Origin of the sequence: Deinococcus metallilatus, from assembly GCF_004758605.1 — a bacterium.
Classification (GTDB): domain Bacteria; phylum Deinococcota; class Deinococci; order Deinococcales; family Deinococcaceae; genus Deinococcus; species Deinococcus metallilatus.
Genome location: NZ_CP038512.1, coordinates 195,884 through 220,000 on the forward strand (window position 1 = coordinate 195,884; position 24,117 = coordinate 220,000).

Genomic DNA, 24,117 nt, shown 5'->3' on the forward strand with positions numbered 1-24,117 from the left:
TTCACTTCGTCGGGAAGGTCATCTTCTGGTAGAAGACGATGGCGGGCTTCTTGAGGTCGATGGTCACACGCTGCCAGTCCAGCCTCGTATCAGCCTGCGCCTTGGCGTAGATGTCGATCATACGTGCCGTCTTTGGGACCTGAACACTGCGGGGCGTGTTCTTGTAGAACAGGGGCTGAAGGGGACCACCATCGACCGTCACACCGAGCGTGGTCGGCGTGACAGGGGAACCCGCCGCATCGAAACTGAGTCGATAAGTCTTGGGGTCGAACACGACGTTCGACGGGTGGCTGGTATCGCTGTAGTACTTGTTCTCTAGGACGATCCTACCAGTGTCCCTGTAGCCCTCTCGAAATATGTTCGAGAAAGCCGTCAGCTTGGGCGCGCTTACCGTCAAGACCTGTGCTGCCCGATCCGGTCTGAACGAGTAACCGCAGAATGCAACTGGACTCGCTGGGGTGGTGTCATCGAAGAACTCCGCAGTCACGGTCTCCGGCTCGGCTGGGAAGACGGCCTGAGTCCGGTAGATCACCCTGTTCACGCCCGCCAATATCAAGCTCTTGCAGTCGGCGGCGGGGGCCGCCTGCGCAGTCGCCGAGAAGAAAAGAGCGATGACAAGCCATTTTTTCATGGGCACAGCACCTCCTGAGGTATGCCCATAACGTAACATGGCTTTAAGTGATATGGCTTTAATTGAATGGCCCATGTGTAGGGCGGTTGCCAGCCTGGGGTGGTGGCAAAAACAGGCGGCGCCCCGACGGAATCCAGACTGACTTTCGGGCGACGGCTGCGTGAGGAGAGGAACCGCAAGGGGATGACCCTGGAGGACTTAGCTGAGGCTTCCGGGCTCACGTGGTCGTACATCGCTCAAATTGAAGTGGGGCGCCGGAATGTCGGTGTGGATAACATGCACCGGTTAGCAGCGGGGGTCGGGGTGCCGCTCAGGGAGTTGCTCTAAGCCAGCAGGGCGTACCTGCTCTCCAGGCTGTGGTCATTAACCCCTTTGGTACGTAATTTGAACTGAGTCTACCATAGAAGACACGGTTAGCCGGACAATAACTAAATAATTATACGTCGTTATGCTTATGGCATAATCATCGGAGTTATGATAGTAGGTGGATCAGAGCGCCAGATGTGTACAGACCGCGTTGAGGACCAGCCTCACCCGGCTCGCATTCGCTCAACCCAGGGTCGGATGCCTGGTATGGTCTGTGGGTGACCTTTCCTGAGTACTTCCCCCCCCAGTGCCCGCCAGCAGACGCCCAGAGCCTTGAGGGGGAGTACTACCGGTTCGCCACGGAACGCCCTGGTGATCCATCACACCCGTTGAACTTTCAGGACCACATAACTTTAGGAAAGACCTTCCCTCCACGTCTGCAGTGTGACGCTTGTGCACTGTCGGGTTATAGAAGTTTGGCCGAGCTGGAGGCTGCACGAGTTCAGTTGATGAAGACTTACCCCAGGGGGCAATGGGATGAGTACCCGGTGGTTGTGCTTGACTTGATGATCGATGACGGGGTCTACAAAGTATCCCCTTCGCGGACAAGCAACACACATTGCAACTTCTGGCCCTACATGGGCAGGGATATTTCATACAGGAGGAGGGTGGTCTGAACACTTCCAGTATTCCGTACATTGGAAGGTACGAGATGATCGAGGTGTACGACTACTTCGATAGACCTCTGTTGTTCAGTATTCGCAATGCAACCGGCAGTCTGTTTGTTATTTCGTTTGCCACTGCTCGTGGGGATGAAGAAAAGTGGATGGTGGTTGAGATCTCCCCGAGCAGGCTCGTCAGCTTTCATGCAGGCCAGCTAAATGTAAGAGGTGTATTTGAGTTTCCTGAGAATGGGCAGATACTCCTGCTTCGGGTTCCCAAAAGCGATGGTGACATGATTGTTGAGAGCATGTCGTCAGATAACGAAACGATCCGTGAATTTCTCGCACATCCCGAAGTTTATATCAATCTGGACTCTGAAACTATAGAAGAGGCGAATGAAAGGGTGAGAAGTTCGCTCGGCAGTTCTGCTCGTCCGTTCGCCAACCTTCGTCTGGAACGGCAGGGTGGCGGTCGCTCCACGATTGACTCACGTATCATGGGAAGTATTCTTATTCACTGGCAGGACACAGTAAGTAACATTGGGATGAATATTGCGGGCATGGATAACGAAAAGGGACGGATACCATTCGAGATTCATGAAGCAACCACCTTCGATTATGCGGCGGGCTGGAATGGTTCAGTGGGGGTTACACTCGTGACCCCCGAGCGCAATCGGCGCATAATCAATCCCCTGCTTGAGCAGAGTCTTGAAGTTCTCAGACAACTTCTAGAATCACAGAGCGTTCTGAATTATTATCAAATCGGTGCTAATGATCAGGTGGTGAGTCTCTCCAAGAGGACTCTGCTTAAGTTTAAAGCACTTCTTGGGTCCCTCAGGGCGTCTGAGTCAAGTTTTACCATGTCCTATGAAACCCAACCCGGCCACACTGTTATCACAGGACTTAACCTGGGACAGGTTTACGCAAAAATTGAGCAGATTGAGGGTTATGCAGACTCGGATGAACGCCTCTATGCTACAAGAGGCATAATAAAGGTCTTGAATACAACAACCGGCAGAATGGAAATAGTGGAAAATGAAACAGACTCCCGATATATTGCCTATCTGGATGACAGAGAGTTTTTTAAAACCCACTCTCTAAGTGTTCCGGGGGAATACGTTGTTTTTATCAATGAAAGCACATCTGTCAATCGTAATACTGGCGAGGAGGTCAAAAACTACCGTGTCCTTGACATACAACCCATAGTTAAAGCAACGGAGTAAAAACTCAAGATATGCCCATCCTCGAAAAAGCTTGGACCGGAGTGCTGAGCTTCCCGCCTGTTCCGACAGGTTTATTCCGAAGAGAGTTGGCGTTGCAAGGAGGTCAGACGAGTGGGCTGGGTCAGAAGACCAGACTGTTCTGGATCTGACTTAAAGTTTCTTCCAGACCCTGACGGCAGGGGGATCAGGACGCCTCTGCTGTGGCCTCGTCCATGCTCACCGCGCCGAGATCCGGTCTGAAGCCCCGGCTAATGGCCTCCCGCATCACGGCGGCCAGGTAGGTCTTCTTCTGCTGGGCCTTCCCGCTCTGGACGATCCTGCGGGCATCAAGGATCTTCTGCCGCAGCTGGGCGTTACGGGTACCCTGCACCCAGATCAGCGCCGCCTGCCAGTCCTGTCTGCTGAACTCCCGCGTCCCCGTGCCGGTGCCACGCCGCGCGACCTCCCCGGGCAGGCGGATCTTGCGCACCTCATCCCAGCAGGCCGCCCGCTTGGGCCGTTCGCTCTCGTGAGGCACGTTCTCAGGGTGAGTTCGCATGGCCCGTGAGATCAGCGGGGTCACCTGCTGGATCACGCGGATGAGATGGTCGGGCAGCACGCCCGTGCGGGCGATCTGCAGAAGGTCGATCTCCCCACCGTGCTGTTCCGCAAGCCAGGCCAGCAGATACTGCCCCAGCGGGGGTTTCATGGTCCCCTCGGCGGCGATGGACCCCTCGGCCTCGCGCCGGATGACGGCCAGACCCACCAGCTGGTCGAAGTCCTGCACGGTGGCCTCAGGCAGGGGACCCTCCGGGTTCCTCGCCTTCAGGTCATCCTTGAAGACCTTCAATGCCTTCTCTCGGCCCAGGGCAGCCCGGTACGGCTGGCCACCCCACGAGAGGAGCAGCTGGGCCGCGTAACCCTTGTCGATGACCTGATCCCTGGGGTAGAGCTTCTCGTTCTTCCGGTCCAGCGCCAGGAGCCCTGCGTGCTGCCCACGGACGCGCTCGTAGAACCACCCCGTCTGCACCGCACCGCTGGCGTACCGTCTCTCGCGCGAGATGACCTCCAGGCTCCGCTCGTAGGGGTCACCTGAGAGGAGGTCGCTCATGGTGATCCTGCTCTGGCTGTTCGCCGTCAGGGCGATCTGCTGGGCCAGCCGGTCACCCTGCTCGTCATCCTGCCTGATGATGGTGATCTTCGCCTGCACGCGCAACTCACTGAGGTCAGCCGGGTGTCGGCGGTCCTTCCAGACCTCGTGAAGGGTCGCCGTGGTCTGCCCGCCGTTCACGATCTGGAGATCGTCCAGGGTCTGCATCAGCGTGAAGTCGCCGGTGTAACTGGCGCCACGGGCCACTGCCGAGATGCCGTTGTTGAGAGCGATGAACCGCTCCGGCTCCTCGCGGGCGGACCTCATCATGTCGCGGTTCACCTTCATCTTGCTGCGAAGGTAGATGCGGACGTTGCGCCGGAGCAGCTCATCCCGCCGACGGTCGTAGAGCCGTGCGAGCAGTTCGCCGGGCAGCACCGTGAGGATGACCTCGGGCTCCCCGTCCGGGAAGCGGCTGGCGACCAGACAGGGCAGACCGCCCTGCCCGTGGTCGCGGAAGTCCAGCTGCTCGGTGGGATCATCCTCGGAGACCCGGCGCAGCCACTCGATATCGTGGACATAGCTGGAGACCAGGACGCCGGGCAGCGTCTGGCTGGCGATGGTACCCCTGACATGTCCCGCCGTGAACAGGTGCAGGACAACCTCGGGGTCCAACTCGGCCAGCAGGGCGCGGCAGCGTTCCGCCATCTCGCCGATCCCGGGGTCCTCCTCACCGGACAGACGATGGCCGTCCCTGAGGTGCGCGATGGTGTTCAGCATCCTGCCCATGAACTCGCTGACATCCCGCTTCTGGAACACGTAGGGCAGGTTCTCCTCGACCACGGCCTGTTTTGGGGTGAGCACCCCGGCAAGGTGGATGCGGTCGTGCTGATCCACACCCCAGGCGTGGGCGATCATGCCCGGCTGACCCCGACCTCCCGCCACGGAGAAGTCAATCCAGGTGAGTTCGGGGCACTGGCCCAGTTCCTCAAGCTCTGCGGCACCGTCCTCCAGCAGCACCTGCTCGAAGGAAGAACCGTCCCTGTCCGCCTGCCCCTCGAACTGCCTGATCATCTCCACCGCGAAGGCCTTCAGGTGCGGCGTGTCCTCCCTGCTGTGGGTCATCCGTGTTCCTCTCCATCTGCCGGTGCGAGAAGCGCCCTGAGCGCATCCAGGTCCCCCGGTGGTGCGGTCGAGCGCGAAAGATCGATGCGGTAACTGGCGTTGACGAGGGCCATCGGCACGGCGGCCCTTATCAGGCGCGGAAAGTCGGGGTGGTCCGCGTCGTGAACCCGCCACATCAGCAGGGTCATGGGCTGCTCCTCGACCTCCTGAAGCCCGGCGGGCGTCACACCCGTCTGAGCCAGTCTCGCCAGAAACATCAGCGCGTGCCCCGAGGCCGCTGCCGAGGCCTGGAGCCGGTTCACCAGCATTGCCAGGCTCTCCCCGTGCCCCTCGGAGATGACGCCCTCCAGCAGCCGCACCGCGCGTCGCCCCGGCGGGTCCAGCTGCTCGATGCTGCTGATGCTGATGAGGCCATCGCCCTCGCGCGTGGCCTTCACATCCATGGCGAGCCGGTCGGTGATCACGTCCTGCGGTGTCCCGGAGGGGCCGGACCAGCTGCCCAGCGCGTCCGCCCAACCGAGGGCGGGCACCAGCAGCTGCTCCAGGGCCATCAGTTCCGTGAACAGCCCCCTGACGGTGCGGGCATCGAGCGGGCGGCCTCCACGCCTGAGAAAGCTGGCCCAGAGCCGCAGACGGGAGAGCAGGACCCGCACCGCCTCCTGTGGCTGCGTGGTGCCCTCAAGGTGGTCATGCACGTCATCGGCCAGGTGGGTGTAGAGGTCCCGGTAGCCCTCGTCCGCCGGGGTGATACGCAGGAAATGCTGACCGGGCTGTTGCTCGCTCATCACCTGCGAAACACGAAGTCCCTCCCAGCTGTCCACCACCCGGCGCAGATCGACGTCCACCGGCAGGCGCAGGGCAATCTCCCCGGCACCTGCCTCCCCGCCGCGCAGGCACATCAGGCTGGCCTGCCCTCCCAGGTGAAGGGCCGCCCGCATCACCAGACTGTCACCGGCCTCCATGCGGGGCCACATCTCGCTGGGCCTCACAGGACCCCCATCTCCTGCCGCTGCGCGACGGAGTTGAGGACGTAGAGGTGCTTCCGCAGACCCGCATCCTCGGGAAAGGACAGGGCGACACCGCTGGTCCGCAGGCCGTCATCCCCGGGGGTGCGGATCGGGTAGATGATCAGCAGCCCCTCCTCCTTCGGGCGGCTCGCCCTGATCTCCCTGCGGGTGGTGCCCTCCCCGGCGCCCCGGGCGATGCGCTCGTCCGCCGGGTCACTGATGGCCCCGAAGTTGAGCACTCCGGGTTCCTCGGTCCTCTGAGGGGTACGTCTCACCCGGGTGATGTCCAGTCCACCGTACCGCTCGGTCTCCCCGGACTTCAGCCCCGCCAGCGCCACCGTCCATCTCAGCAGTCTCTGCGGGGTCGCCGTCTGGGCACTGCGGATGTAGGAGAGCGCACGGGTCACCCTTCCGGGCAGGCCGACGGAGCTGGGCAACTCGCGGAACCCCTCCAGCGCCGGTCGGATGACCTCCCACGACACGCCGTCCCACGCCAGGGTGCCCCCCTCCTCACGCTGCGGTCGCCCCAGCCCGGCGACCAGATCCTGCAGCAGCATGTCGTTGTGTCCGGCATCTTCCAGCGCCGTCCGCGTAACCTCCAGGGTCTTTCCACCGAGGGCGTCACGCAACGTGACGGCATGCCTGAGCTTGTTCCTGCCCGTGATCGTCATGCCCGGCGATGTGCGGACCCGGAGACCGAATTCCAGGGGAGTCGCACCGAGCGAGGCCATGTCCTCCAGTTCCGTCCTGAGTTCCTCGTCCGACTCCATCACTTCGGTGAAAGCACGCAGCAGGTCGGGCTCGGTGTACAGGCGGCACAGGTCCTCATACCCGACCCGGTAGCCGAACCACCTGCACATCTGCATCAGGGTGTCGTGCTGCCGCGTGGAACGGATGTGGTAGCTGGTGGTCAGCCCCTCCAGCGTCAGGCCACGGCTCAGCTTCATTCCCCCGATGGCGATGACGGTGAGCGCGCCGCTGCTGGCCCGTCGGTAGTCCAGGGCGGCCTTGGTCACGCCGTTGATGGACTCCACCTTCAGGTCCTCCATGACGCCGAGGATGTCGTCCTCCAGTTCCTCCCAGGTCACCGCCATGGCCGGGTCCTGTTTTCCCCCGATGTCCCTCCAGCTCTTCCCGAACGCCTCCCTGACCCTGGCCTCCCCGGTCGGGAAGGCCCAGCCCTCCTGAAGGCGGTCCACCTCGTCCTGCACCTGTCTCTCGATCTGCAGGTGCGATCCGGCCCGCACCGTGGCGTGGATCAGCATGGTCTCGTGCTGCCTCGGCTTTCCCTCCCGCCGTCGGCGTACCCGGCGCGCCGCACTGACCAGAATGAACTCCCGGATCGCCCCGCACAGGCTGCGGGGGAGGTCGCCCGCCACCTGACCCCTCACGAGCCAGCCCTCCGCGTCGGTGACCTCGCAGATCCTGCGGGAACGGTCGTCCTCGGCGAGGAAGCGGCGGGCACCGAAATAGATCGGCGGGGGCGTCAGCAACGCGATGAAGTCGCACGGAAACAGGTCCTGCCCGTGCGTGTCGCTGACCCCATCCGGATCGATCATGACGTTGGCGTAGGGGGTGGCGGTGTAGGCCACGTAACTGCTGCGGCTCACGCTGCCCAGCAGTTCCCGGATGGCCCCGTTGATGGCGGTGGGAGTCTCGCCGGGTTCGTTGGTGTCGATGGAGGCGTCGTCGGCCTCGTCGTCGATCAGCAGCAGGGGTCCGGCCTCGGCCTTCCCGGTGTCGGTCAGCCAGCCCCTGACGTTCCCGATCATGGTGGCGTGCTTCTTGATGACCGCGATACAGACAGCATCGCCCGAGATGTTGTCGTGTCCGGCCCTGCGGGTGTCGAAGTCACCCCCCGCCCTGCCGCTCACGTGATCCTGGCTGGTGAGGGAGACCATGGTCAGACCCGGAACCTGTTCGATCAGGCCGACACCGATGGTCCGGCGGGCGGAGGAGGTCCGGCTGCTCTCCACCCCGGTGACGCCGAGGTCCACCCGTTCCTGGGTCTGATGCCGCAGGTCGTTGGTGCGGCCACCCAGAACAACAATGTTGCGGTACCCCGCGTCGATGGCCGCACAGATCAGTGTGACATAGCTGGTCGTCTTGCCCGACTGCACGTCACCCACGACCATGCCGCGTCTGCTCCACGGGCCGGACACCGAGGGGTTGCCGCAGCGGCCCAGGATGGTGCGGGTGGTGCGTGAGAGTCTCACCCGCGCCTCCACCGTCCAGTCCTCACGTTCGAGCAGCTTCAGGTACCGCCTGACAAGCGGGGTGTCCGTGCTCGGCAGCCAGACCGCCGGGTTGTCTTCTCCTGCCATAGGGTCTTCCGGTGGGACCACGAAGATGCCGTCCAGGGCGATGTCCTGGGTCTCTTCCACCCGTCGGATGACCTCGTCCAGCATGGAGGCGTCCAGCCCCATCTCCTGAAGGTGGATCTCGGCCTGCTGCCGCATGTACCTCGAACTCGCGGCCCTGCCCGTCCTGGCCCTGAAGGTCTCCAGCACCTCGACCGTGGCGAGCACCACCTGGTCGGCCCGGCTCACTCCACCCTGTTCAGTCATTTCGATGTTCCCCCTCAAGTGTCACGAGCAGCTGCTCGACGGCATGCACATCCAGCGACGACGCAAGAACCTTCTGTACCAGCGGATGATCCCTCAGGATGTGGCCCCTGCCGTCCCAGAGATCGCCTCCGGGCCTGACCCGCCGCCCGCCCACATCCGACCTGACAGCCCGCTGTCGACCCGCCCGGAGGAGAACCTCATCGAGGAGCTTCCGGAACCGGGGCCTGAGCCGCTGGGGCAGGGTGCAGCCGGACTTCGGGAGGGTCACCCTCCACTCCTCGTCGAGTTCGGGGCCGATCTCCACCAGCAGCCGCACCCGATCCCGTGCCACCGCGTTGCGCCTGCCGGGATTCAACCCCAGCCAGCCGCCGGAGGTGATGGCCCGCCCCGAGCGGTGAACGTGGAAACCGGCATGCTCGCGCCGACCCAGCGGCCCCTCGATCAGGGGATCATCGGTGTGGGTGGGCAGGATGAACGCCGTCACCCTGACACGCCCGGCATCCATGGTCCGGGTGCTGAGACGGCTCACCCCGGGCAGGTCGTCGCTGCACAGCCGCCAGGGGGTCAGCGGTCGCCCCTGCAGCCGGATCACCAGCCCCCGCCCGAGATGTTCGGCAAAGGTGGTGCGGAGGTGGCCGGACAGGGCCATGAGTGCCGCCGACGCCTCACCCTCGGTGTGCGGCAGGACCGGCCCTGCGATCTCGACCCGTGAGCCGCGTCTCAGCCCCGCCCGCCGTTCCACCTCAATTACCCAGCGGCCCTGCTGTTCCATGCGGCGCAGGTCCATGGTGGCCGCCGCTCCCTCTCCGTCACCGGGGGCGCTGATCACGGTGAACCGTCCCACCCCGGAGAGATACAGAGCCGCCGCCTTCATGCCGGTGCCGAAGCGGCCCAGGTCCATCGCCGTCCGCTCCGTCCCCCATCCGGTGGACACCCGCATCGCCTCGGTCAGCGCCTCCTCCGTCATCCCGCGCCCGTCATCCTCGATGACGAGCACGCCCCCATCCGAGATGTCGAGGTGAATCCGGATGGTCTGCGCCCCGCCGCCGATGGCGTTGTCAATCAGATCTGCCACCGCCGCGTGCGGGGTGTAGCCGCCTCCAGCAAGGGCCACCAGCGTGCCCGCCGGATGCGGCGGGATCTCGACCTCGCGCGTCACCCCCCGGCCAGCCCTTCGAGATGGCGCCTCAGGTGCTCCCCGATGGCCCGCGCCATCAGCGGGGGGACGGCGTTGCCGACCTGGCGGAAGACCTGGGTCAGCGGGCCGGTGAAGAGGTAGGTGTCCGGGAAGCTCTGCAGCCGGGCCGCCTCACGCGGGGTAATCGAGCGGGGTTGCTCGGGGTGGATGAAACCGTTCCCGTCACGCTGCAGGTGGGCCACGATGGTACGCGAGGGACGGTTGCCCGAGAGTTTGTAGAATTTGTCCGGAAAGCTGTCCGTGCCGTAGATCCCGAGTTCCGGGCACCGCTGTACCAGGCTGCGGTAGGACTCCCCGGGCCTCAGTTCCCTGTACCGCCTCAGGTCCTCGGGGTTATTGAACCGGGCGACATGCCCGGTCAGCAGACCTCCCCTCAACCCGGCAATGTTGATGCCACACCCCGCGTCGAGAGGGGGAAGGTCGCAGATGCTGTCCATCACCGTGCGTGCCGGGGGCAGGGTGGCATCGGTGCTCAGGCTGTCCACACGGTGCTGCACGGTCGGTGCCCGGTGGGTCGGCGGCGGTGGCCCCTCCGGGGCCGGACCACCCCGGACGCCCACGATGATCCGCCGGATGCGGTCCTGCGGAACACCGTAGGCGGCGGCGTTGAGGAGCCAGGTACAGGTGTCGTACCCGGCAGCCTGCATGGCGGCTTCCGCCGCCTGGACGAAGGTCGTTCCATCCTCGTAGCGCACCTCACCCATGCCGGGCACGTTCTCCATGACGATGGCCCGGGGTTCCAGCACCTCAAGGAGGTCCACCAGTTCCTGAAAGAGGTGGTTGCGCTCATCCTCGGTGGGCTTGGGCGCCCCGTGCGCCGCCTTGGCACGCAGACCCGCCCGGGAGAAGCCCTGGCAGGGCGGTCCACTCACCAGCACGTCGATCTGCTGTGTGCCGACGATGCGGCGGATCAGTTCGGCCTCGTCCCGGAAGCCCCGGATGTCGCGGCATAGCATGGCGTCGCCGTCCACCTCGGGATGGTTCAACCTGTAGGTCCGCATCGCGTCCCCGTCGGCGTCCACCGCGAGCACCGTCCGGTACCCTGCCTGCCGGAAACCTTCCGAAAGGCCGCCCGCTCCACAGAACATATCGACCAGGTTCAGGTGCTGCCGGGCCTCAGCCTCCTGGTGGGCCTTTTCCCTGCCCGTGCGGCAGAGCAGACGGAGCGGGCAGATGTCGCACAGGGGCTTTTTGTCAAGACAGATCCGCTGTCCATGATGGACGGCGTTCACGTGGAAACTGCCGCGCAGGAAGGGCGGCAGGGCCTCCTGCACGAGCAGCTGTACTGCCTTCTGATCCAGCCCCCCGAGGTCGAGCCCGAGCGGGTCGAGCAGACCCGTCCTCTGCAACAGCCGGGCGGTGTGAGAGTCCACCGGGAAGACGTCGCGTCCGAAGCTGTAGAGCATCACGCACAGGGCACTCTTCCTCATGATGCCCGGAATGAGTTCCAGTTCGGTGAGGAGCTTCCGGTCGGGGAGCCGTCCCAGCACGTCCGCCACGCGATCAAGTCCGTGCCGGTCCTCAAGGTGCTGCAGCGCCCGGATCACCTGTCCGGCGCGCAGGCGCTGAAGGCCCAGGGGACGCAGCTTCTCCTCCAGCAGGTTTCGGTCCGCGCCGAGCAGGGCCCGCAACCCACCCGGCGTGGCGAGCAGGTCCTCCATGACCCGGGCAGCAGATGTGATCTTGCCCCTCCGGGAGAGGATCATGAAGAGCACCTCCGCGATCGGGTCGGGGTAGTTACCCAGGCTCCGGGTGCGGTAGAGGGCCTCCATGGCGGAGGTCAGGGTGATGGCAGCCTCCTCGGTCAGGAGGCGCCTCCGGCGGGCCTCCTCAGCGTCAGCCGCGAGGCCACCGGCAATCAGCCCCTGTTCGGTGTGCTGCCGCCACCGACGGCGGTCGTAGCCGATGACCGTGCCCTTGAAGCCGTCATGGAGTCCCCTGCCACCGGGGGAAGGAAGGGGATTCCAGGCACGTTCGGGCAGACACGAGCGAGGATGTTCCGGGATGGCAAGGATCACGTTCCTCAGTTTTGCACGGAGCGCCATGCAGAACTGGCACATCTGCGGTTCAGTTCTGCTGGTCTCCGCTGTGCTGGACGTGCAGGATCTCCTGGTCATCTGGGTCAAGGAGGTCCAACCGGAACCGATTGATGTTGGTGGGCAGGTCAGCCTCACCGTCGGTGATGACGAGGAGGTGTCCCGCTGGCAGCGCGGCGGTCAGCATGGCGAGACCACCGCCCGTACTGCTCTCGTGGAAGGTCAGGGCCTCTGTGAGGGTCCGCCAATCCTTCGCACCTAGATGTTGGGCCTGTGCATCAAGGGTTCTGCCGTCCAGTTCCTGGGCACGGCGGATGATGGCATGGGCCAGATCATCGGGCATGATTCATGCTACCGGAGGCAGAGTTGGGGGCGCCGGTTGCTCCACCCCTTGACAACCTCGGGTCAACCCCGGGTTCTGCCCATGTCCCACACCATCATCCTGTAGGTGGAGGCGCCGGACCATACAGTGAGGAGGGGGCGATGTGAACGAGGAACAGCGGCACGCGCTGAACAGCAGGTACGCGGCAGACCTTACGGAACTGCCGGATGGGCGCTGGCAGGCCTCGTTCCCGGATTTTCCCGGTCCCACGATTACCAGACCATCGCGGGAGGACCTGGAGACAGCGTTGCCCGAGCGTCTGCGCGACCGCATCACACGCCTGATCGTGGATCGGGAAGCGCTCCCCACCGCAACGTCTCCGGCTGAGCATGCCATCCTCGTACAGCCTGCCTTTCCCGGTTGGGTTGAGGAACCGAGTGAAAAGTACGCCGACTTCACGAAGGCCGAGTTTGACCGGGTGCTGGCAAGTGCCAGGCTGGCAGAGGATCGCGCACGACAGAACGGAACCTACGCACTCGCTGCGCTTCCGGTCCTGACCTTCCTGCGGCCTGCTACGCCGGACAGATTGAGCTTCATCCTCTACGGCCTGTGCCTGTTCACAATCCTGGCCCTGCTGGTCCTGACCGCGCTCGCTGTGAGCAACCGCAGACTCCGGGTCGGGCTGGAACCCGAGGCCCTGCTGCGTAACCGGGAATTTGTCTACGATGGCTTCCTCTCCTACCGCGAGTACCTCCACCGTGTCCAGGGAATCTGGATCAACGCGATCACGTCCCTGCGTGCTGTAAGGGACACGCGCTTCAGACTGGTTGGACTGCAGCAGGCGGGCCTGATCTTCCTGGCTCTGATGGTGAGTGTGGTGATCATCCGGTCCCTGACTTAAGCTGGGTGGATGAACGACGAGGAACGGGAGGGCGGCCCCCCTCCCAAGGACGAGGAACTAGGCCACGAGACGGGGCGCACGCCGGTACGCGAGGACAAGGGCGACAACCGCCGTGGTGAGACACCTGATCGAGAGCGGCCAGACTCCGACCGCAATCCCCTGAGGCCTGATAGAACTCGACGCGGCTGAGCCGGTCATTTCCAGTACAGGAGGAGGCCACCCCATACATGCGTGGGGTGACCTCCTTCTGAAGGAAGTCCTCAGCGACGTACATCTATCCCTCCGCCACCTCCGCCCGCGTCAGTGCCCAGCAGGGTCCCCCCACGAGGTCTAGGCGCCCCGAGGTCAAACAGACCAGCGGGGTGTACAGGTGCTGCTGTGAGACGCGGTGCGCCCCGCAGGATACGGTCTCGGAGCTGTCCGAGCACGTCGGGCAGGACTTCAGTGATGACGCTCCTGCCCCCACCAGCAGGCTGAACACGGCGGCGAGGTGGCTGTGGACTTCCTGGTAGGTAACCGCGAAGGGGTGGAGTTCGCAGGGGTGAGGGCCGAGAGGCTATACCGCCAGGCTCCGCAGGTCTTTCAACGCAGTGGGGATGTCCAGACTGTCGACCGCGTGAGCGTCCGCGAGCAGGCCACGGGGGACCAAGGCGTCGAACTTGCCGAGCCCGCCGAGATGCGATCCGGCGAGGAAGGCTTGACGCAGGCGGCCCCGCACCTCCTCTTCGGAAGGTAGGGCCGCGACCCGATGGGCGAGTTCTGCCCTGGGGCTGCCCACAACGATGGAGTACGGGGTGTCCCCCTGGGCCCTGCCCGAGGTCAGATGGGCCAGCACCGCCTGGACCGTCCCATGCACGCGGGTGCCCCGCCAGGGCAGAAACAGCACGCTCCCCTCGCTGAGGTCATGGACCAGCCCATCCAGCAGTCCTGACGTGCGTGCCAGGTGGCGGGCCTCCTCCAGCCTTGAGCGTGCCACGGGTTGCAGGTAAGCGTAGTCGTCCCCCGAGGCCAGAACCTCCCGCATCCGCTGCACCACTCGGTCGTGGACTTCCCCTCCACCCCCCGACCAGGCGGTGGTGTTCCTGCCGCGCTCCCGGCGGACGAATACGTGGCGGCGTTCCCCATCCACGTCCATCACGCGCCAGGCCCGCCCGATCAGGGAGATCACCGAGCCCACCTCCGGGGCACTGCCCACGGTCCCGATCTCGCTGGCCCCATTGAACACCGCGTATTCGGGCACGTCGGGGAACACCGCGAAGAAGTGCCAGTCGTTCACCAACCGTTCCCCGGCCAGCCCGAGGATCAGCCCTCCCTCGTCGGTGCGCTGGAGGTGGTCGGAGGTCAGCAGGTGGTGCAGCAGCGCCCTGTACTGTTCCTGCGTGACATGCCGGAAGGGGCTGAGGGTGAGGACCCGCGCCGCGAGGTCTCGCGGGGCCAGTTCCTCGTACTGCCCCAGGGCGCCGAGCGTCTGGTGGACGAGCAGGCTGAAAGGCAGGCGCGGCTGGCCCGTCGGCTCGACCCACCGCTCTTCCAGGTACAGTTGCACCGTGGCGATGGCCTGCAACAAGGTCCAGGGCAGACGTCGATGGGGTGGGTCCTTATCGCTATGCCCGCGTTCGAGGGTATAGAAGACCATCTCACCCGGCCCACCCCGTCGGCCCGTGCGCCCCAGGCGCTGCACGAAGCTCGACACGCTGGGCGGCGGGTCCACCTGCAACACCCGTTCAAGCTGTCCCAGGTCGATGCCGAGTTCGAGGGTCACGGTCGCCACGGTGCAGGCGGGGCGGCCCTCCTCGCGCATCGCCCGCTCGGCATCCTCACGGTAGGCGGCGGCGACGCTGCCGTGGTGGACGTGGTAGATGTCGGGCGTCCCCCGCGTCTCAGCGAGGCCGCGCAGCGCCACGACGGTGTCCTCGACCCCCTGGCGGCTGTTGCGGAACACCAACGTCTTGCGACCCAGGGTGCGCTCGTAGAGGTGCCGGTAGAGGTCGGGGGCCTCGTCCAGGGGACTGAAATTCTGGTCCCCCTCGGCCTCGTGCAGAGGAAAGTGTTCCAGCGCGAGGTGCAGCCTCCGTCTCGCCCCCGCGTCGTTCACCACCCGTACCGCGCGCCGGGTGGTCCCCGCGAGCCACGCCTGCGCCAGGCCGAGGTCCCCCAGGGTGGCGGAGAGCCCCACCCGGCGCGGGGGCACCCGGGTGACCCGTTCCAGGCGTTCCAGCAGGCACAGCACCTGACGGCCACGCTCGTCCCCCATGAAGGCATGCACCTCGTCGATGACCACGAACCGAAGGTCGTGGAAGAGCCGGTTCAGGATCGTTCCCCGCCGCAGGAACAGGCCCTCCAGTGACTCGGGCGTGATCTGAAGCACGCCACGGGCCTGCTCGACTGTCTGTTTCTTACGACTGCTGCTCACGTCCCCATGCCATGCCCCCACGGGGATGCCGGATTCTTCCAGTAACCCATCCAGCCGGTAGAACTGGTCGTTGATCAGGGCCTTGAGCGGGCCGATGTACAGAACGCCGATGCTCGCGGGCGGGTCCTCGTGCAGCGAGGTGAGGATGGGCAGGAAGGCAGCCTCGGTCTTCCCACTCGCGGTGCCGCTGGCGATGAGGACGTGATCGTCCGAGTCCAGCAGCGCCGAGCACGCCTCCCCCTGCACCGCCCGGATCTCGGTCCAGCCCTGGCGCCAGATGTACTCTTGGATGAACGGCGCGAGGCGCGCGAAGGGGTCGGCTGGCGTCACAGGTCGAAGGCGGCGAACTCGGCGCTCTCGGGCACCGGCATCTCTTCCTCGTGGCGTGCCTGGGCGAGCACGTCGGTCTTCGACGGCACGAAGTCCGGGCCTCTCACCAGGCCGAGGAAGGTCTGATCCGGGTTCTGCCGCAGGAGGTTGAGGACGCTGACGAAGTCGCGGGTCACGTCGCGCGGGGTGAGGAAGGCGTTCGCGCCCAAACGACCCAGCACCTCGTTCATGAACTCCACCAGCTCGTCATCGGTGATACTCGGGGTGTAGCCGTGGTGCAGGGCATGCAGGCGACGCAGGGTGGTCAGCAGGGTGAACACTTCCTCGTTCGTCAGCGTCTCCAGGCGCAGCACGGGTCCAGCGTAGTCCTGGAGGCCCTCGCGGGCGAAGCGGCTCTGTTCCAGACGGGTACGCAGCGCGTCGTAGGAGTAGAGCCCACGCCGGGTGTCCTCGACCATCTGGGGCGTCGCGCCGACGAGGAGTTGCAGGTAGGACGCGCGGCCCTGCAGGGTGTCGTTCAGCATCGTCAGCAGCTTCTCGTAGTTCGCGCTACGCGAGACACCCTGGACGATCTTGTAGAGGTTGACCGCCTCGTCGATCACGACGACCAGCCCCGCGTACCCGAGGGCTCTGACGAACTGGGCGAGCAGCTTCACGTAGTCGTACCAGGTGTCGTCGTCGATGATCACCCGCACGCCTAGGGCCTCGCGCGCCTCGGTCTTCGTGCTGTATTCGCCGCGCAGCCACTTCAGCGCCGCGTTCTTCAACTCGTCGTTCCCCACCTGGTAGCCGCGCCAGTAGGCACTGATCACGCTGGCGAAGTCGAAGCCGTGCACCAAGCCTTCTAGTTCGCCCACCGCCTCATGAATACGCGCCTCGACGGCGCTCCCGAAGCCGGGGTCGGTGGGGGCGGTGCCGCCCGCGACGACCTGTCCCTGCACGCCGCTGATCCACTTTTCCAGCATGGCAGGCAGCGCGCCCCCATCGGGGCGGACGCGGGTGGAGAGGTTGCGGGTGAGTTCGCGGTAGGTGGCCAGGCCCTGTCCACGCCCGCCGGTCAGGCGCCGCTCGGGGCTGAGGTCCACGTCGGCGACGACGAAACCCCGGTTCATCGCGTAATTTCGCAGCAGTTGCAGCAGGAACGACTTTCCCGCCCCGTAGCGCCCAGAGATGATCCTGAACCCGGCGCCGCCCTCGGCGACGTTCGCCAGGTCACCCAGCAGAGCCTCGATCTCGGCCTTGCGGCCCACGACGATGTGCTCGATGCCGACTCGGGGCACGACACCCGCACTGAGGGAGTTGAGGACGGCGGTGCTGACTCGCCTGGGGATGGGTGGGGGGTTGGTCATGGGGATGGGTTACTCCGGGTGGACGAGCCCACTGGCGTGCAGTACGCGCCGCACGTCGTCGCGGTAGGCATCTTCAAGGGTGAGGGGGTCGCCGTAAGGGTCGACGAGGATGTCGCCGACGGTGTCGAGGGCGTGGCTGTTGAGGTCCTCCAAGACGGCGGAGCCGAGGGCATGGCGGGCGGTGGTGAAGACTTCCAGTTCCCCGAGCGTGAGGTCGGTCTGCAACAGTTGCGCCAGTACTTCGAGGTGCAGGGGGGACAGGAGGCCCGCGAGTGCCCCCCAGGGACCGTCCAGGGGCGGTGTGAGGGCGGCGGGCTCAGGCGTGCCCAGCAGGAAGGCCAGTTCGTTGCGGTAATCGTCCACGGCAACCAGCCGACCGTCCTGCTGCTGGAGCAGCACGTCCCCCAGCCGTGGTTGCGCCGCCTCGTTCACCTCGTCGACCAGGGTGCTGGTGAAGACCCCCGGGGGGAGTCGCAGGTCTCCCTCGGGGGCCTCCCAGCCCTGGTTACGCAGTTGCCGCAACAGGTCACGCGCGGCGTCCGTGATCCCGGCCAGCACCTCGGCGATGCTGTCCACCTCGGTGAGTTCACCCTCAGCCACCTGAGCTGGTAGTGGGGGACGATGGACAGCCGCGAGGGGAGCAGCAGGCAGGGCAGGGGTCGCGGGCACAGCCGGTGAGATGGACGGTTCGAGGTCTGTTGAAGCCTCCCCGGGCTCAGTCTCTTCCAGCAGGCGTCCCCGGACCTGCTCGGACTCCTGCTGCAGGGTCGCCAGGCGCCCGAGGTCGAGTTGTACCCGGGGGCGTTCAGGGGCCGGGGGCGTCTGGACAGGACTGGGCGGCTGAAGGGTGGCGAGTGCGGGAGCCAGGTGAACATCGAGGTACGCGGCGAGGTTGGCAGGGAGCTTCACGTCGCGCAGCAAGCTGCGGAAGCCGACCTGCTTGCGCGCGAGGTTCTCGGCGTGCCGGACAGCCTGGGTGAGGAGCTTGGAGAGGCGCCCGTCCTGACGGTACTGCCGGATCGTAGCGACCGTGTACTGGAAGTCCGGCCCCTCGAACACGGCACCTGAGAATGCCCGGCGTTCCACCGTATGGGTTGCCTTTGTTTTCAGACGCTCGAAGACTGACTCCCCGGTCGTCTCTCGGTAGAAGCTGTCGGTCAGGACCACCGCACGGCGCAGCAGGGTGTCCAGCGCGGCTTTGTCCTCGGCGTCGCGGTAGAACTTGTTCTGCTCGGGGCGATAGGAGATGAGGTGCTGGAAGACACCCTCCGGGACTTCCCCCCCGCCGCCGCGTTCCAACCAGTAATGAACCGCCAGGTCGCCGTGCGCGTGGACCCAGGCCTCGTCGAGCCAGGCGCGGGTCACCTCGTCGTCGAGATCGTAGTAGCGGATGAAGTCAGCGAGCCAGTCCACCAGGTGGTGGTCGAGTTGGGGATGGTCCACCCGGTAGCTGCGCCACAGGCGCTGGAGGTGAGCGAACGCCGCCTCGGGGCGGTTGAAGCCAACGCCGTGCAATGTCTCGTAGACGTGCAGGAAGATGTAACTGAGGTCGGTGGGAAGCGGCTCACCAGCGCGAAAACGCGCCCGCCAGAAGAGGTACCAGTCGGTCTGCGCTCGGTCCAGGCTGGCGTAGGTGACCCAGTACGCTAACAGGGGCACGGGCGTGGCGGCGTCGCGCGACTCGTTGACCCGCTGGCGAGTTTCCCACAGGAACGAGGCCCGGGGAGCGTGCTGCCGTTGCAGCCTCTCCCAGCGCCCCCGAGTTGCAGACGGAAGTGTGGGCTTGACTGGCGGCGATCGGTCGGCCCCGGTGGGCTGACCTCGTGTCTCGCGCAGACCACTGGGGTGGGACGCCGGAGCCGGTGGGGCAGGACGGACAGGGACGCCGCTCGACACGACCGGGGCTGTGCAGGCGGACGAAGGGACCCCCCGGGGGAACACGGGCCCAGCCTGAGCAGCCGGATGTGGGGGCCGGGGCACTTCCACAATCGACCGACCGACAGGTACTGGGCGCGGGGGGATGGAGGTAGCAGACGCCGGGAGGGCCGACCCGTCCGGCTGACCGGGCTCAGGACCGTCCAGGTCAATCACAGCGAAAGAGGGCTCGCCTGTACGCAACTCGGCGGGTTCCTGCATCCCCGGTGACGGGCTCTTGTCTTCTTTCACTTTCTCTCCGAACAACAGCCCCCGTAGGAATTGCTTCAGCCCCATGTCCCTCCCTTCGCTCCCCATTATTCTCTCATCACCCTGCCACCTCTGCCCGCGCAAGTGCCCATAGCGGGTCCTCTACGAGATCGAGTCGCCCCCAGGTGAGGCAAGCCTGGAGGGTGTGCAGGTGGTGCTGTTGGGGGACGCGGTGCGCGGCGTAAGCCCACGGGCGGCGCAGGAGGGCAACGGGCAGTTCCGGAAACAGGTGGTGCTTGAGGAACAGTCCCAGGTCATGCAGCCGGTGCAGCATGACCTGCTCTGACACCGGGTAGGCGCGGAGGACGCTGTCCAGTTCACCCTCACGCATCCCGAACATCTGGATGACGTGCAAGCGCGTGGGCTGAGCCCGCAGGGGGGCCCCGGGTGTGGCGTGTCGCAGGAGCGGCAGCAAAGGGCGGTAACGCTCGGCAACCGGTACGACGCCGAGGTGGGTCAGCCAGGGGGTGTCCCGGCGGCTGTCCAGGGTACAGAGGGGCAGGGTGAAGCCACCGGGCCAGGTCAGGGCCATGCCGTTATCCGTCACTCTGACTCTCTGGAAGACGTGACGCAGATCAAGGAGCATCATGCCCTGACCACCTCTGAGCGGGTGGAACTGCACATGTAGGGTACGGTCCCCCAGGGTCACCCAGAGTTGCCCATGCACGTCGGGCAGGACCTCGGTGATGGCGCTCACGGCCCCACCAGCAGGCTGAATGCAGCGACGAGGTGGCGGTGGACCTCGGCGGCGGAGATGGGCCAGGGACCGCTGAGGTCGTAGGTGGTGTGTCTGGCCCACTGGTCCTCGGCGCGGACGACCACCACGACGCAGGGTCCACAGCGGGCGTGAAGGAGGGCGCGCAGGCGACGCTGCACCCCGGTAGAGGCGGGTGAGGGAGCATGGAGCGTGACGGTGGGGCGGGTGGTCACCTGAAAGCCTCCCTCCTGCTTCACCCCTCGTGGGGCGGATGAGTGCGGCGCGTCCGTCCAGTGCCGATGTGGCCCACCAGGCAGCCCTCGACCCGGACCTCCGAGACCTTGTACGTTAGGGGCGCGTAGGCCGGGTTCTCGCTGTGGAGGGTAACCGTCCCGTTATTGCGCTGCCAGCGTTTGAGGGTGGCCGTGTTTTCCCCCGGCACGACGACCAGGGCGATCTCGCCGCTGTGTGGTTCGTCGAGGCTGGGGTGGATGGCGACGAGATCGCCGGGGAAGATCCCGACACCGATCATGGAGTCGCCCCGCACTTTCAGGAGGAAGTCCCCTTCGCGCAGGTCGAGCACATCCGAGAGCCGGGCAGCGTAGCCCTCGATGTGCTGTTCGGCCAGGGTGGGTTCCCCCGCCGCCACCTCGCCCACGATGGGGAAGGCGATGACCCGTTCAGCATCGCCCGCCTGCGGGACACCGGCACGGGTCATCGCCCACCCCGCGTCGGTGAGGCGGATCAGGGCGGTGTGGCGCTCGGTGGCGTCGTACATCACCAGCCCCCGATCCCGCAGGGCCAGGGCGTACACCCGGGCGTTCTGCCGGGGCAGGGACAGGTTCTGCGCCAGACGACCTGTCGTCACGACCTGCCCCTGCCGCTCTAACCGGGCGACCTCTTCCAGCACGTCCCGCTGCCGCCGCCCTAAAGGTCTCTGCTTCCTCTCAACCATATGTCACCTGACACAAGGATAGGGGCAAGGCGAGGGGTTGTGCAAGGTGGCTCCGTCACCCGTCAAGGAGGGGCGGCAGCACCGGCCCGCACAGCCGCCCGATCACACGCAACAGGCCGTCCGCCAGGGTCTCGGGTGAGACGAACTGGTGGTTGAGGCGGCGCAGCTTCCAGTCCGGCTGCCTCATCGGCCACGTCCGGTGACGAGCCCGGAACAGGAGGAGGGCGTCCAGTTCTTCCTCTGCGGCCAGCCGCCCGTCCGCACGTCGGCCCACCAGGGTGGCGGCATGCTCACCGGGGAGACGCTCCTTCTCGAAGACGTACAGCGCCGTGTCCCGGACGTGGAGTTCTGCGATCAGGCAACCCACGCGCTGTCCGTCCTCCCGGATCAGGTGCTCGAAGCGGGCCTCCCTGCCCGAGGGGTTGTTCAGGGTGAGTTCGGTGGAGGCGATCCCTCGCGCTGCCAGGCGCCTCAAGGCCTCGCGCATCCGCTCGAAGTCCACCGACACGACGGGGGGTTCCGACACGGCCCTGGGACGCCGGGCGTAGAGGACAGCCCTCCTCGGACGGGCATCGGCGTCCGTGCCCGGGGCGGTCGAGAACTCGGTCCCCGGGGATCTGGGGCTGTTGCCCCGCACCTGGGCCTCCAGCATGGTGCCCTCACCCTGTCGGTAGCGGATCAGGTCCCGGTGGCTGAAGAGGGTCCCCGGGGCCACCGCGAGAGCGACCCCGCTGCCGCGTCGTGGTTCACCCCTGCCCAGACCCCACACCTGCTGCCCCACCCCGGCGGGGTCACCTCCCGAGGTCGAGAATAAGGGGAGCGTGGCTGTCACCGTGGTCACGCTCCTCTTCGAGTGGCGGGGCAGGGTGACATGGCGGAAGGGGAGCGCGACGTCGAGGTGCAGGATGCGGTGGACCAGGGTGTGCGGGACACCCCGTGCATTCCTGAAGGTGTGCCCGATGAACTTCATCGTGAAGGACTCTCCCTGGAAGGGAAAGGGGATGACGGGGTGGGCCTCCCCGGAGCGCGGGCCTGCGTGGTCTCGGCCTGCCGCCGCGATGAGCCGCAGGTCCACCTGCTCGGCGGCATGTGCCGCCTGCTGATCGAGGGCGAGCCAGGTCAGCGTGGGCGCGTCGGCTTCGGGGAAACCCTCTGGGAGGTGCAGGTGGTAGAGGGGCGGGACCCACCGGCTCTCCCGTCTCACCTCTTCCAGCACGTGCCCCAACTCACTGGAGAGCACAGTCTGCAGCATGCGTGAGGAACTGCCGTAGCACCAGCGCAGGATCTCGGCCACGGGGACGAGGATGGCATGCGGGTTCCGCACGGGTTTGAGGGTGAAGGGCAGCAGGAACGGGAGGCCGATGCACCTGCTGTCCTTCACCCGTTCCCAGGTGTCCCCGAGCAGGAGTCCCGACCGGGGGAGCATGTCCGCGTCCACTGCCTCCTGCAACGAGGTCACCGCCTGCGCCCTGAAGCTCACGTCACAGGTCGAGGCGCGCAGGTAAGGCCAGTGCGTGCGGAGCAGCCGTCCCTGACGGAAGATCATCCCGACGGTGAGGGCGGGGAGGTCACCCACTCCAAACGGGATGAGTCGCGCGTGTTCGACCTGGAAGGCCTCAGCGGGGGGGAAGCTCCGACCGTGGAATTCGGCGAACGACCTGTTCTCCGAACCACGCAGGGGTACGACGACCGCCAGGAGGGACCGCTGACTCGGGATTGCCGGGTCGATGAAGAAGGGACCGGACCAGACCAGCATCCAGAGCCGGTCGTCCCGGGGGAGCTGCTCGAAGCGGGGCCACACCTGCTTCATGGGGATGAGGTCAACGATACCTGTTCCGGTGACCCGGGGGATGGGCCTGCCCCATCCCCTCCCCAGGCCCAGGAAGCGTGGGGCGCGGCCAGCCACCGCTGCATGGGACTCCGACACCGGGAGGGACGCTGGCTCGGCCCAGGACGCCCTCTTCCCCCGGGCGGCGTCCCAGAAGAGTTCACCCCTGACGGGGTGCTCCGGGGTCGGGAAGGTGGTGGGCTGCTCCCCACCTCCTCCCGGAGGAGACGTGTATGAGCGATACGTTCTACGAGACGGTCATCCATTTCTGGAGCCAGGAGTCGCCGGAAGGGACCGAGTTGTACGATCTCGTGGCTGGTGTGGCACATGGCAATGCCGTCGCGGTCGTCTCCCCTGAGCGCCACCTGACCGCCGAGGAGTACCAGCGGGTTGTCGCGGGGGCAGCCTGGCAGGAGCCCGTTCCTGTCCAGCCCGGCCCTCGCGGGCAGACCCTGTACCGCAGAACCCTGATCGTCCTGACACCGTTCAACCCGGAGGGGCAGATGTTCGACGAGCTGATGTTCGACGCGCGGTCAACCCTCATCGGCCCCACGACCCGGACGTTGAGCCGTGAGCAGGCCGAGCAACATGAGGACTTCGCCGATGTTCAGGAACCCTTCGACGGTTTCTTCAGGCGTAGTGAGGCGACGAAAGACAGCCCTTCTCCCCAGTTGCAGATAATTTGGTTGAGTCGCAAATAGCGTGGCTGGGGACATCCGGGTCGTTCTCCACCGTCACCAGCCGTGCCCCGGCGTCCATGCCTGCCAGCAGCCAGGCCGGAAAGCACAAGGCACCCTCCGCCAGTGGCACCGGGCCGCCCGTCACCTCCACCCGCGCGCCGCCTTCCTCCCACGCCTCGCGCACGGCGGCCTCTGCCTCCGTCTCACCGGGCCGCCGCCCGGCAGGGTCCAGCCGCCCCATTCCAGCCCCACCATCAGCACGCGGCTTTGGTGCTCGACCCAGACGCAGGCGCGGCCCGTCCGGTCGGGGGAAGGCGAGAGGTTCAGAAAGGTCGTGGGTGGGGTGGGGTGGGTTATGCGCCTCCTCCGTCCAGCGCACCCAGGGCTTGGGCCAGAGGTGCCCCATGCGAACGCAACTCGCGCAGGCTGCCCCGCTCGTGCAACTTGCGTGCGGCGGCCAGGTCTTCCCCGTACTCGTGAAAGGCTTGCAGGAATCGGTCCAGGCCGCTGTACCCCTCCTCCAGAAATCCCACCAGCGCCAGCCGCAACGCTGCCCGCTGCACCGCTTCCGGCGCACGCCCCACGCGGATGCCCTTGCGGGACACGTAGGGGTCGTCCGTCAGCAGCCGCGTAC

The 24,117-nt window shown here is 65.8% G+C and carries 19 protein-coding genes (1 of these 19 running past the window's edge); 4 read left to right on the forward strand and 15 right to left on the reverse strand.

Features of this window, described 5'->3' with window-relative positions:
• Window position 1 precedes the first annotated feature (1 nt).
• Complete coding sequence (locus E5F05_RS06845) at window positions 2–631, reverse strand: hypothetical protein (RefSeq protein WP_129117879.1); 630 nt, start codon at window positions 629–631, stop codon at window positions 2–4.
• 183 nt (window positions 632–814) lie between these two features.
• On the opposite strand from E5F05_RS06845, the gene E5F05_RS22095 reads away from it, so the two are divergent.
• Window positions 815–958 (forward strand): helix-turn-helix domain-containing protein, encoded by a 144-nt coding sequence (locus E5F05_RS22095; RefSeq protein WP_241687073.1) that lies wholly within the window; start codon window positions 815–817, stop codon window positions 956–958.
• A 598-nt stretch (window positions 959–1,556) separates the two neighbouring features.
• Window positions 1,557–2,822: a DUF6575 domain-containing protein gene (locus E5F05_RS06855; protein WP_306461354.1), complete on the forward strand. Its 1,266-nt coding sequence runs from the start codon at window positions 1,557–1,559 to the stop codon at window positions 2,820–2,822.
• A gap of 184 nt (window positions 2,823–3,006) precedes the next feature.
• Here the strand turns inward: E5F05_RS06855 and E5F05_RS06860 are convergent, their stop codons facing one another.
• The 6 genes from E5F05_RS06860 to E5F05_RS06885 are packed head-to-tail and all read right to left on the reverse strand — an operon-like array spanning window position 3,007 to window position 12,167.
• Complete coding sequence (locus E5F05_RS06860; RefSeq protein WP_129117882.1) at window positions 3,007–5,016, reverse strand: AIPR family protein; 2,010 nt, start codon at window positions 5,014–5,016, stop codon at window positions 3,007–3,009.
• Complete coding sequence (locus tag E5F05_RS06865; RefSeq protein ID WP_129117883.1) at window positions 5,013–6,005, reverse strand: PD-(D/E)XK motif protein; 993 nt, start codon at window positions 6,003–6,005, stop codon at window positions 5,013–5,015. The genes E5F05_RS06860 and E5F05_RS06865 overlap by 4 nt, the downstream gene beginning before the upstream one ends.
• Window positions 6,002–8,590 (reverse strand): Z1 domain-containing protein, encoded by a 2,589-nt coding sequence (locus tag E5F05_RS06870; RefSeq protein WP_129117884.1) that lies wholly within the window; start codon window positions 8,588–8,590, stop codon window positions 6,002–6,004. Before E5F05_RS06870 ends, E5F05_RS06865 begins: the two co-directional genes overlap by 4 nt.
• Window positions 8,583–9,749, reverse strand: coding sequence for an ATP-binding protein (locus E5F05_RS06875; protein WP_129117885.1), 1,167 nt, complete (start codon window positions 9,747–9,749; stop codon window positions 8,583–8,585). The genes E5F05_RS06870 and E5F05_RS06875 overlap by 8 nt, the downstream gene beginning before the upstream one ends.
• On the reverse strand, window positions 9,746–11,806 hold the full coding sequence (gene dcm, locus E5F05_RS06880) for a DNA (cytosine-5-)-methyltransferase (protein ID WP_164973375.1): 2,061 nt from the start codon (window positions 11,804–11,806) through the stop codon (window positions 9,746–9,748). Before dcm ends, E5F05_RS06875 begins: the two co-directional genes overlap by 4 nt.
• A gap of 49 nt (window positions 11,807–11,855) precedes the next feature.
• Complete coding sequence (locus tag E5F05_RS06885) at window positions 11,856–12,167, reverse strand: hypothetical protein (protein ID WP_129117887.1); 312 nt, start codon at window positions 12,165–12,167, stop codon at window positions 11,856–11,858.
• 142 nt (window positions 12,168–12,309) lie between these two features.
• Here E5F05_RS06885 and E5F05_RS06890 point away from each other — a divergent pair, with 142 nt between their 5' ends.
• Window positions 12,310–13,047 (forward strand): hypothetical protein, encoded by a 738-nt coding sequence (locus E5F05_RS06890; RefSeq protein ID WP_129117888.1) that lies wholly within the window; start codon window positions 12,310–12,312, stop codon window positions 13,045–13,047.
• Between the two features lie 556 nt (window positions 13,048–13,603).
• On the opposite strand, the gene E5F05_RS06895 is transcribed toward E5F05_RS06890, so the two are convergent.
• The 7 genes from E5F05_RS06895 to E5F05_RS06925 all read right to left on the reverse strand — a co-directional run bounded on the left by E5F05_RS06895 (window position 13,604) and on the right by E5F05_RS06925 (window position 22,785).
• Window positions 13,604–15,790 carry a DEAD/DEAH box helicase gene (locus E5F05_RS06895; protein WP_129117889.1) on the reverse strand — a complete coding sequence of 729 codons (2,187 nt, stop codon included), beginning with the start codon at window positions 15,788–15,790 and terminating at the stop codon, window positions 13,604–13,606.
• Window positions 15,787–17,139: an ATP-binding protein gene (locus E5F05_RS06900; protein WP_129117890.1), complete on the reverse strand. Its 1,353-nt coding sequence runs from the start codon at window positions 17,137–17,139 to the stop codon at window positions 15,787–15,789. The genes E5F05_RS06895 and E5F05_RS06900 overlap by 4 nt, the downstream gene beginning before the upstream one ends.
• Before the next feature lie 9 nt (window positions 17,140–17,148).
• On the reverse strand, window positions 17,149–19,371 hold the full coding sequence (locus E5F05_RS06905; protein ID WP_129117891.1) for a TerB N-terminal domain-containing protein: 2,223 nt from the start codon (window positions 19,369–19,371) through the stop codon (window positions 17,149–17,151).
• A gap of 10 nt (window positions 19,372–19,381) precedes the next feature.
• The gene (locus E5F05_RS06910; RefSeq protein ID WP_129117892.1) at window positions 19,382–20,020 is read right to left on the reverse strand and encodes a hypothetical protein; all 639 of its coding nucleotides are present in this window, start codon (window positions 20,018–20,020) and stop codon (window positions 19,382–19,384) included.
• Window positions 20,017–20,253: a hypothetical protein gene (locus E5F05_RS06915; protein WP_129117893.1), complete on the reverse strand. Its 237-nt coding sequence runs from the start codon at window positions 20,251–20,253 to the stop codon at window positions 20,017–20,019. The genes E5F05_RS06910 and E5F05_RS06915 overlap by 4 nt, the downstream gene beginning before the upstream one ends.
• 20 nt (window positions 20,254–20,273) lie before the next feature.
• Window positions 20,274–20,888 carry a LexA family protein gene (locus tag E5F05_RS06920; RefSeq protein WP_241687074.1) on the reverse strand — a complete coding sequence of 205 codons (615 nt, stop codon included), beginning with the start codon at window positions 20,886–20,888 and terminating at the stop codon, window positions 20,274–20,276.
• A gap of 142 nt (window positions 20,889–21,030) precedes the next feature.
• The gene (locus E5F05_RS06925; protein ID WP_129117894.1) at window positions 21,031–22,785 is read right to left on the reverse strand and encodes a hypothetical protein; all 1,755 of its coding nucleotides are present in this window, start codon (window positions 22,783–22,785) and stop codon (window positions 21,031–21,033) included.
• Window positions 22,786–23,036: 251 nt separating this feature from the next.
• Here E5F05_RS06925 and E5F05_RS06930 point away from each other — a divergent pair, with 251 nt between their 5' ends.
• Window positions 23,037–23,504, forward strand: coding sequence for a hypothetical protein (locus tag E5F05_RS06930; RefSeq protein ID WP_129117895.1), 468 nt, complete (start codon window positions 23,037–23,039; stop codon window positions 23,502–23,504).
• A 332-nt stretch (window positions 23,505–23,836) separates the two neighbouring features.
• Here the strand turns inward: E5F05_RS06930 and E5F05_RS21590 are convergent, their stop codons facing one another.
• A protein-coding gene (locus tag E5F05_RS21590) for a nucleoside deaminase (RefSeq protein ID WP_241687075.1) crosses the window boundary here: on the reverse strand, window positions 23,837–24,117 show its end. The gene runs 397 nt beyond the window's last position; the window shows 281 of its 678 coding nt (coding positions 398–678); the start codon falls outside the window, past its right edge; it ends in the stop codon at window positions 23,837–23,839.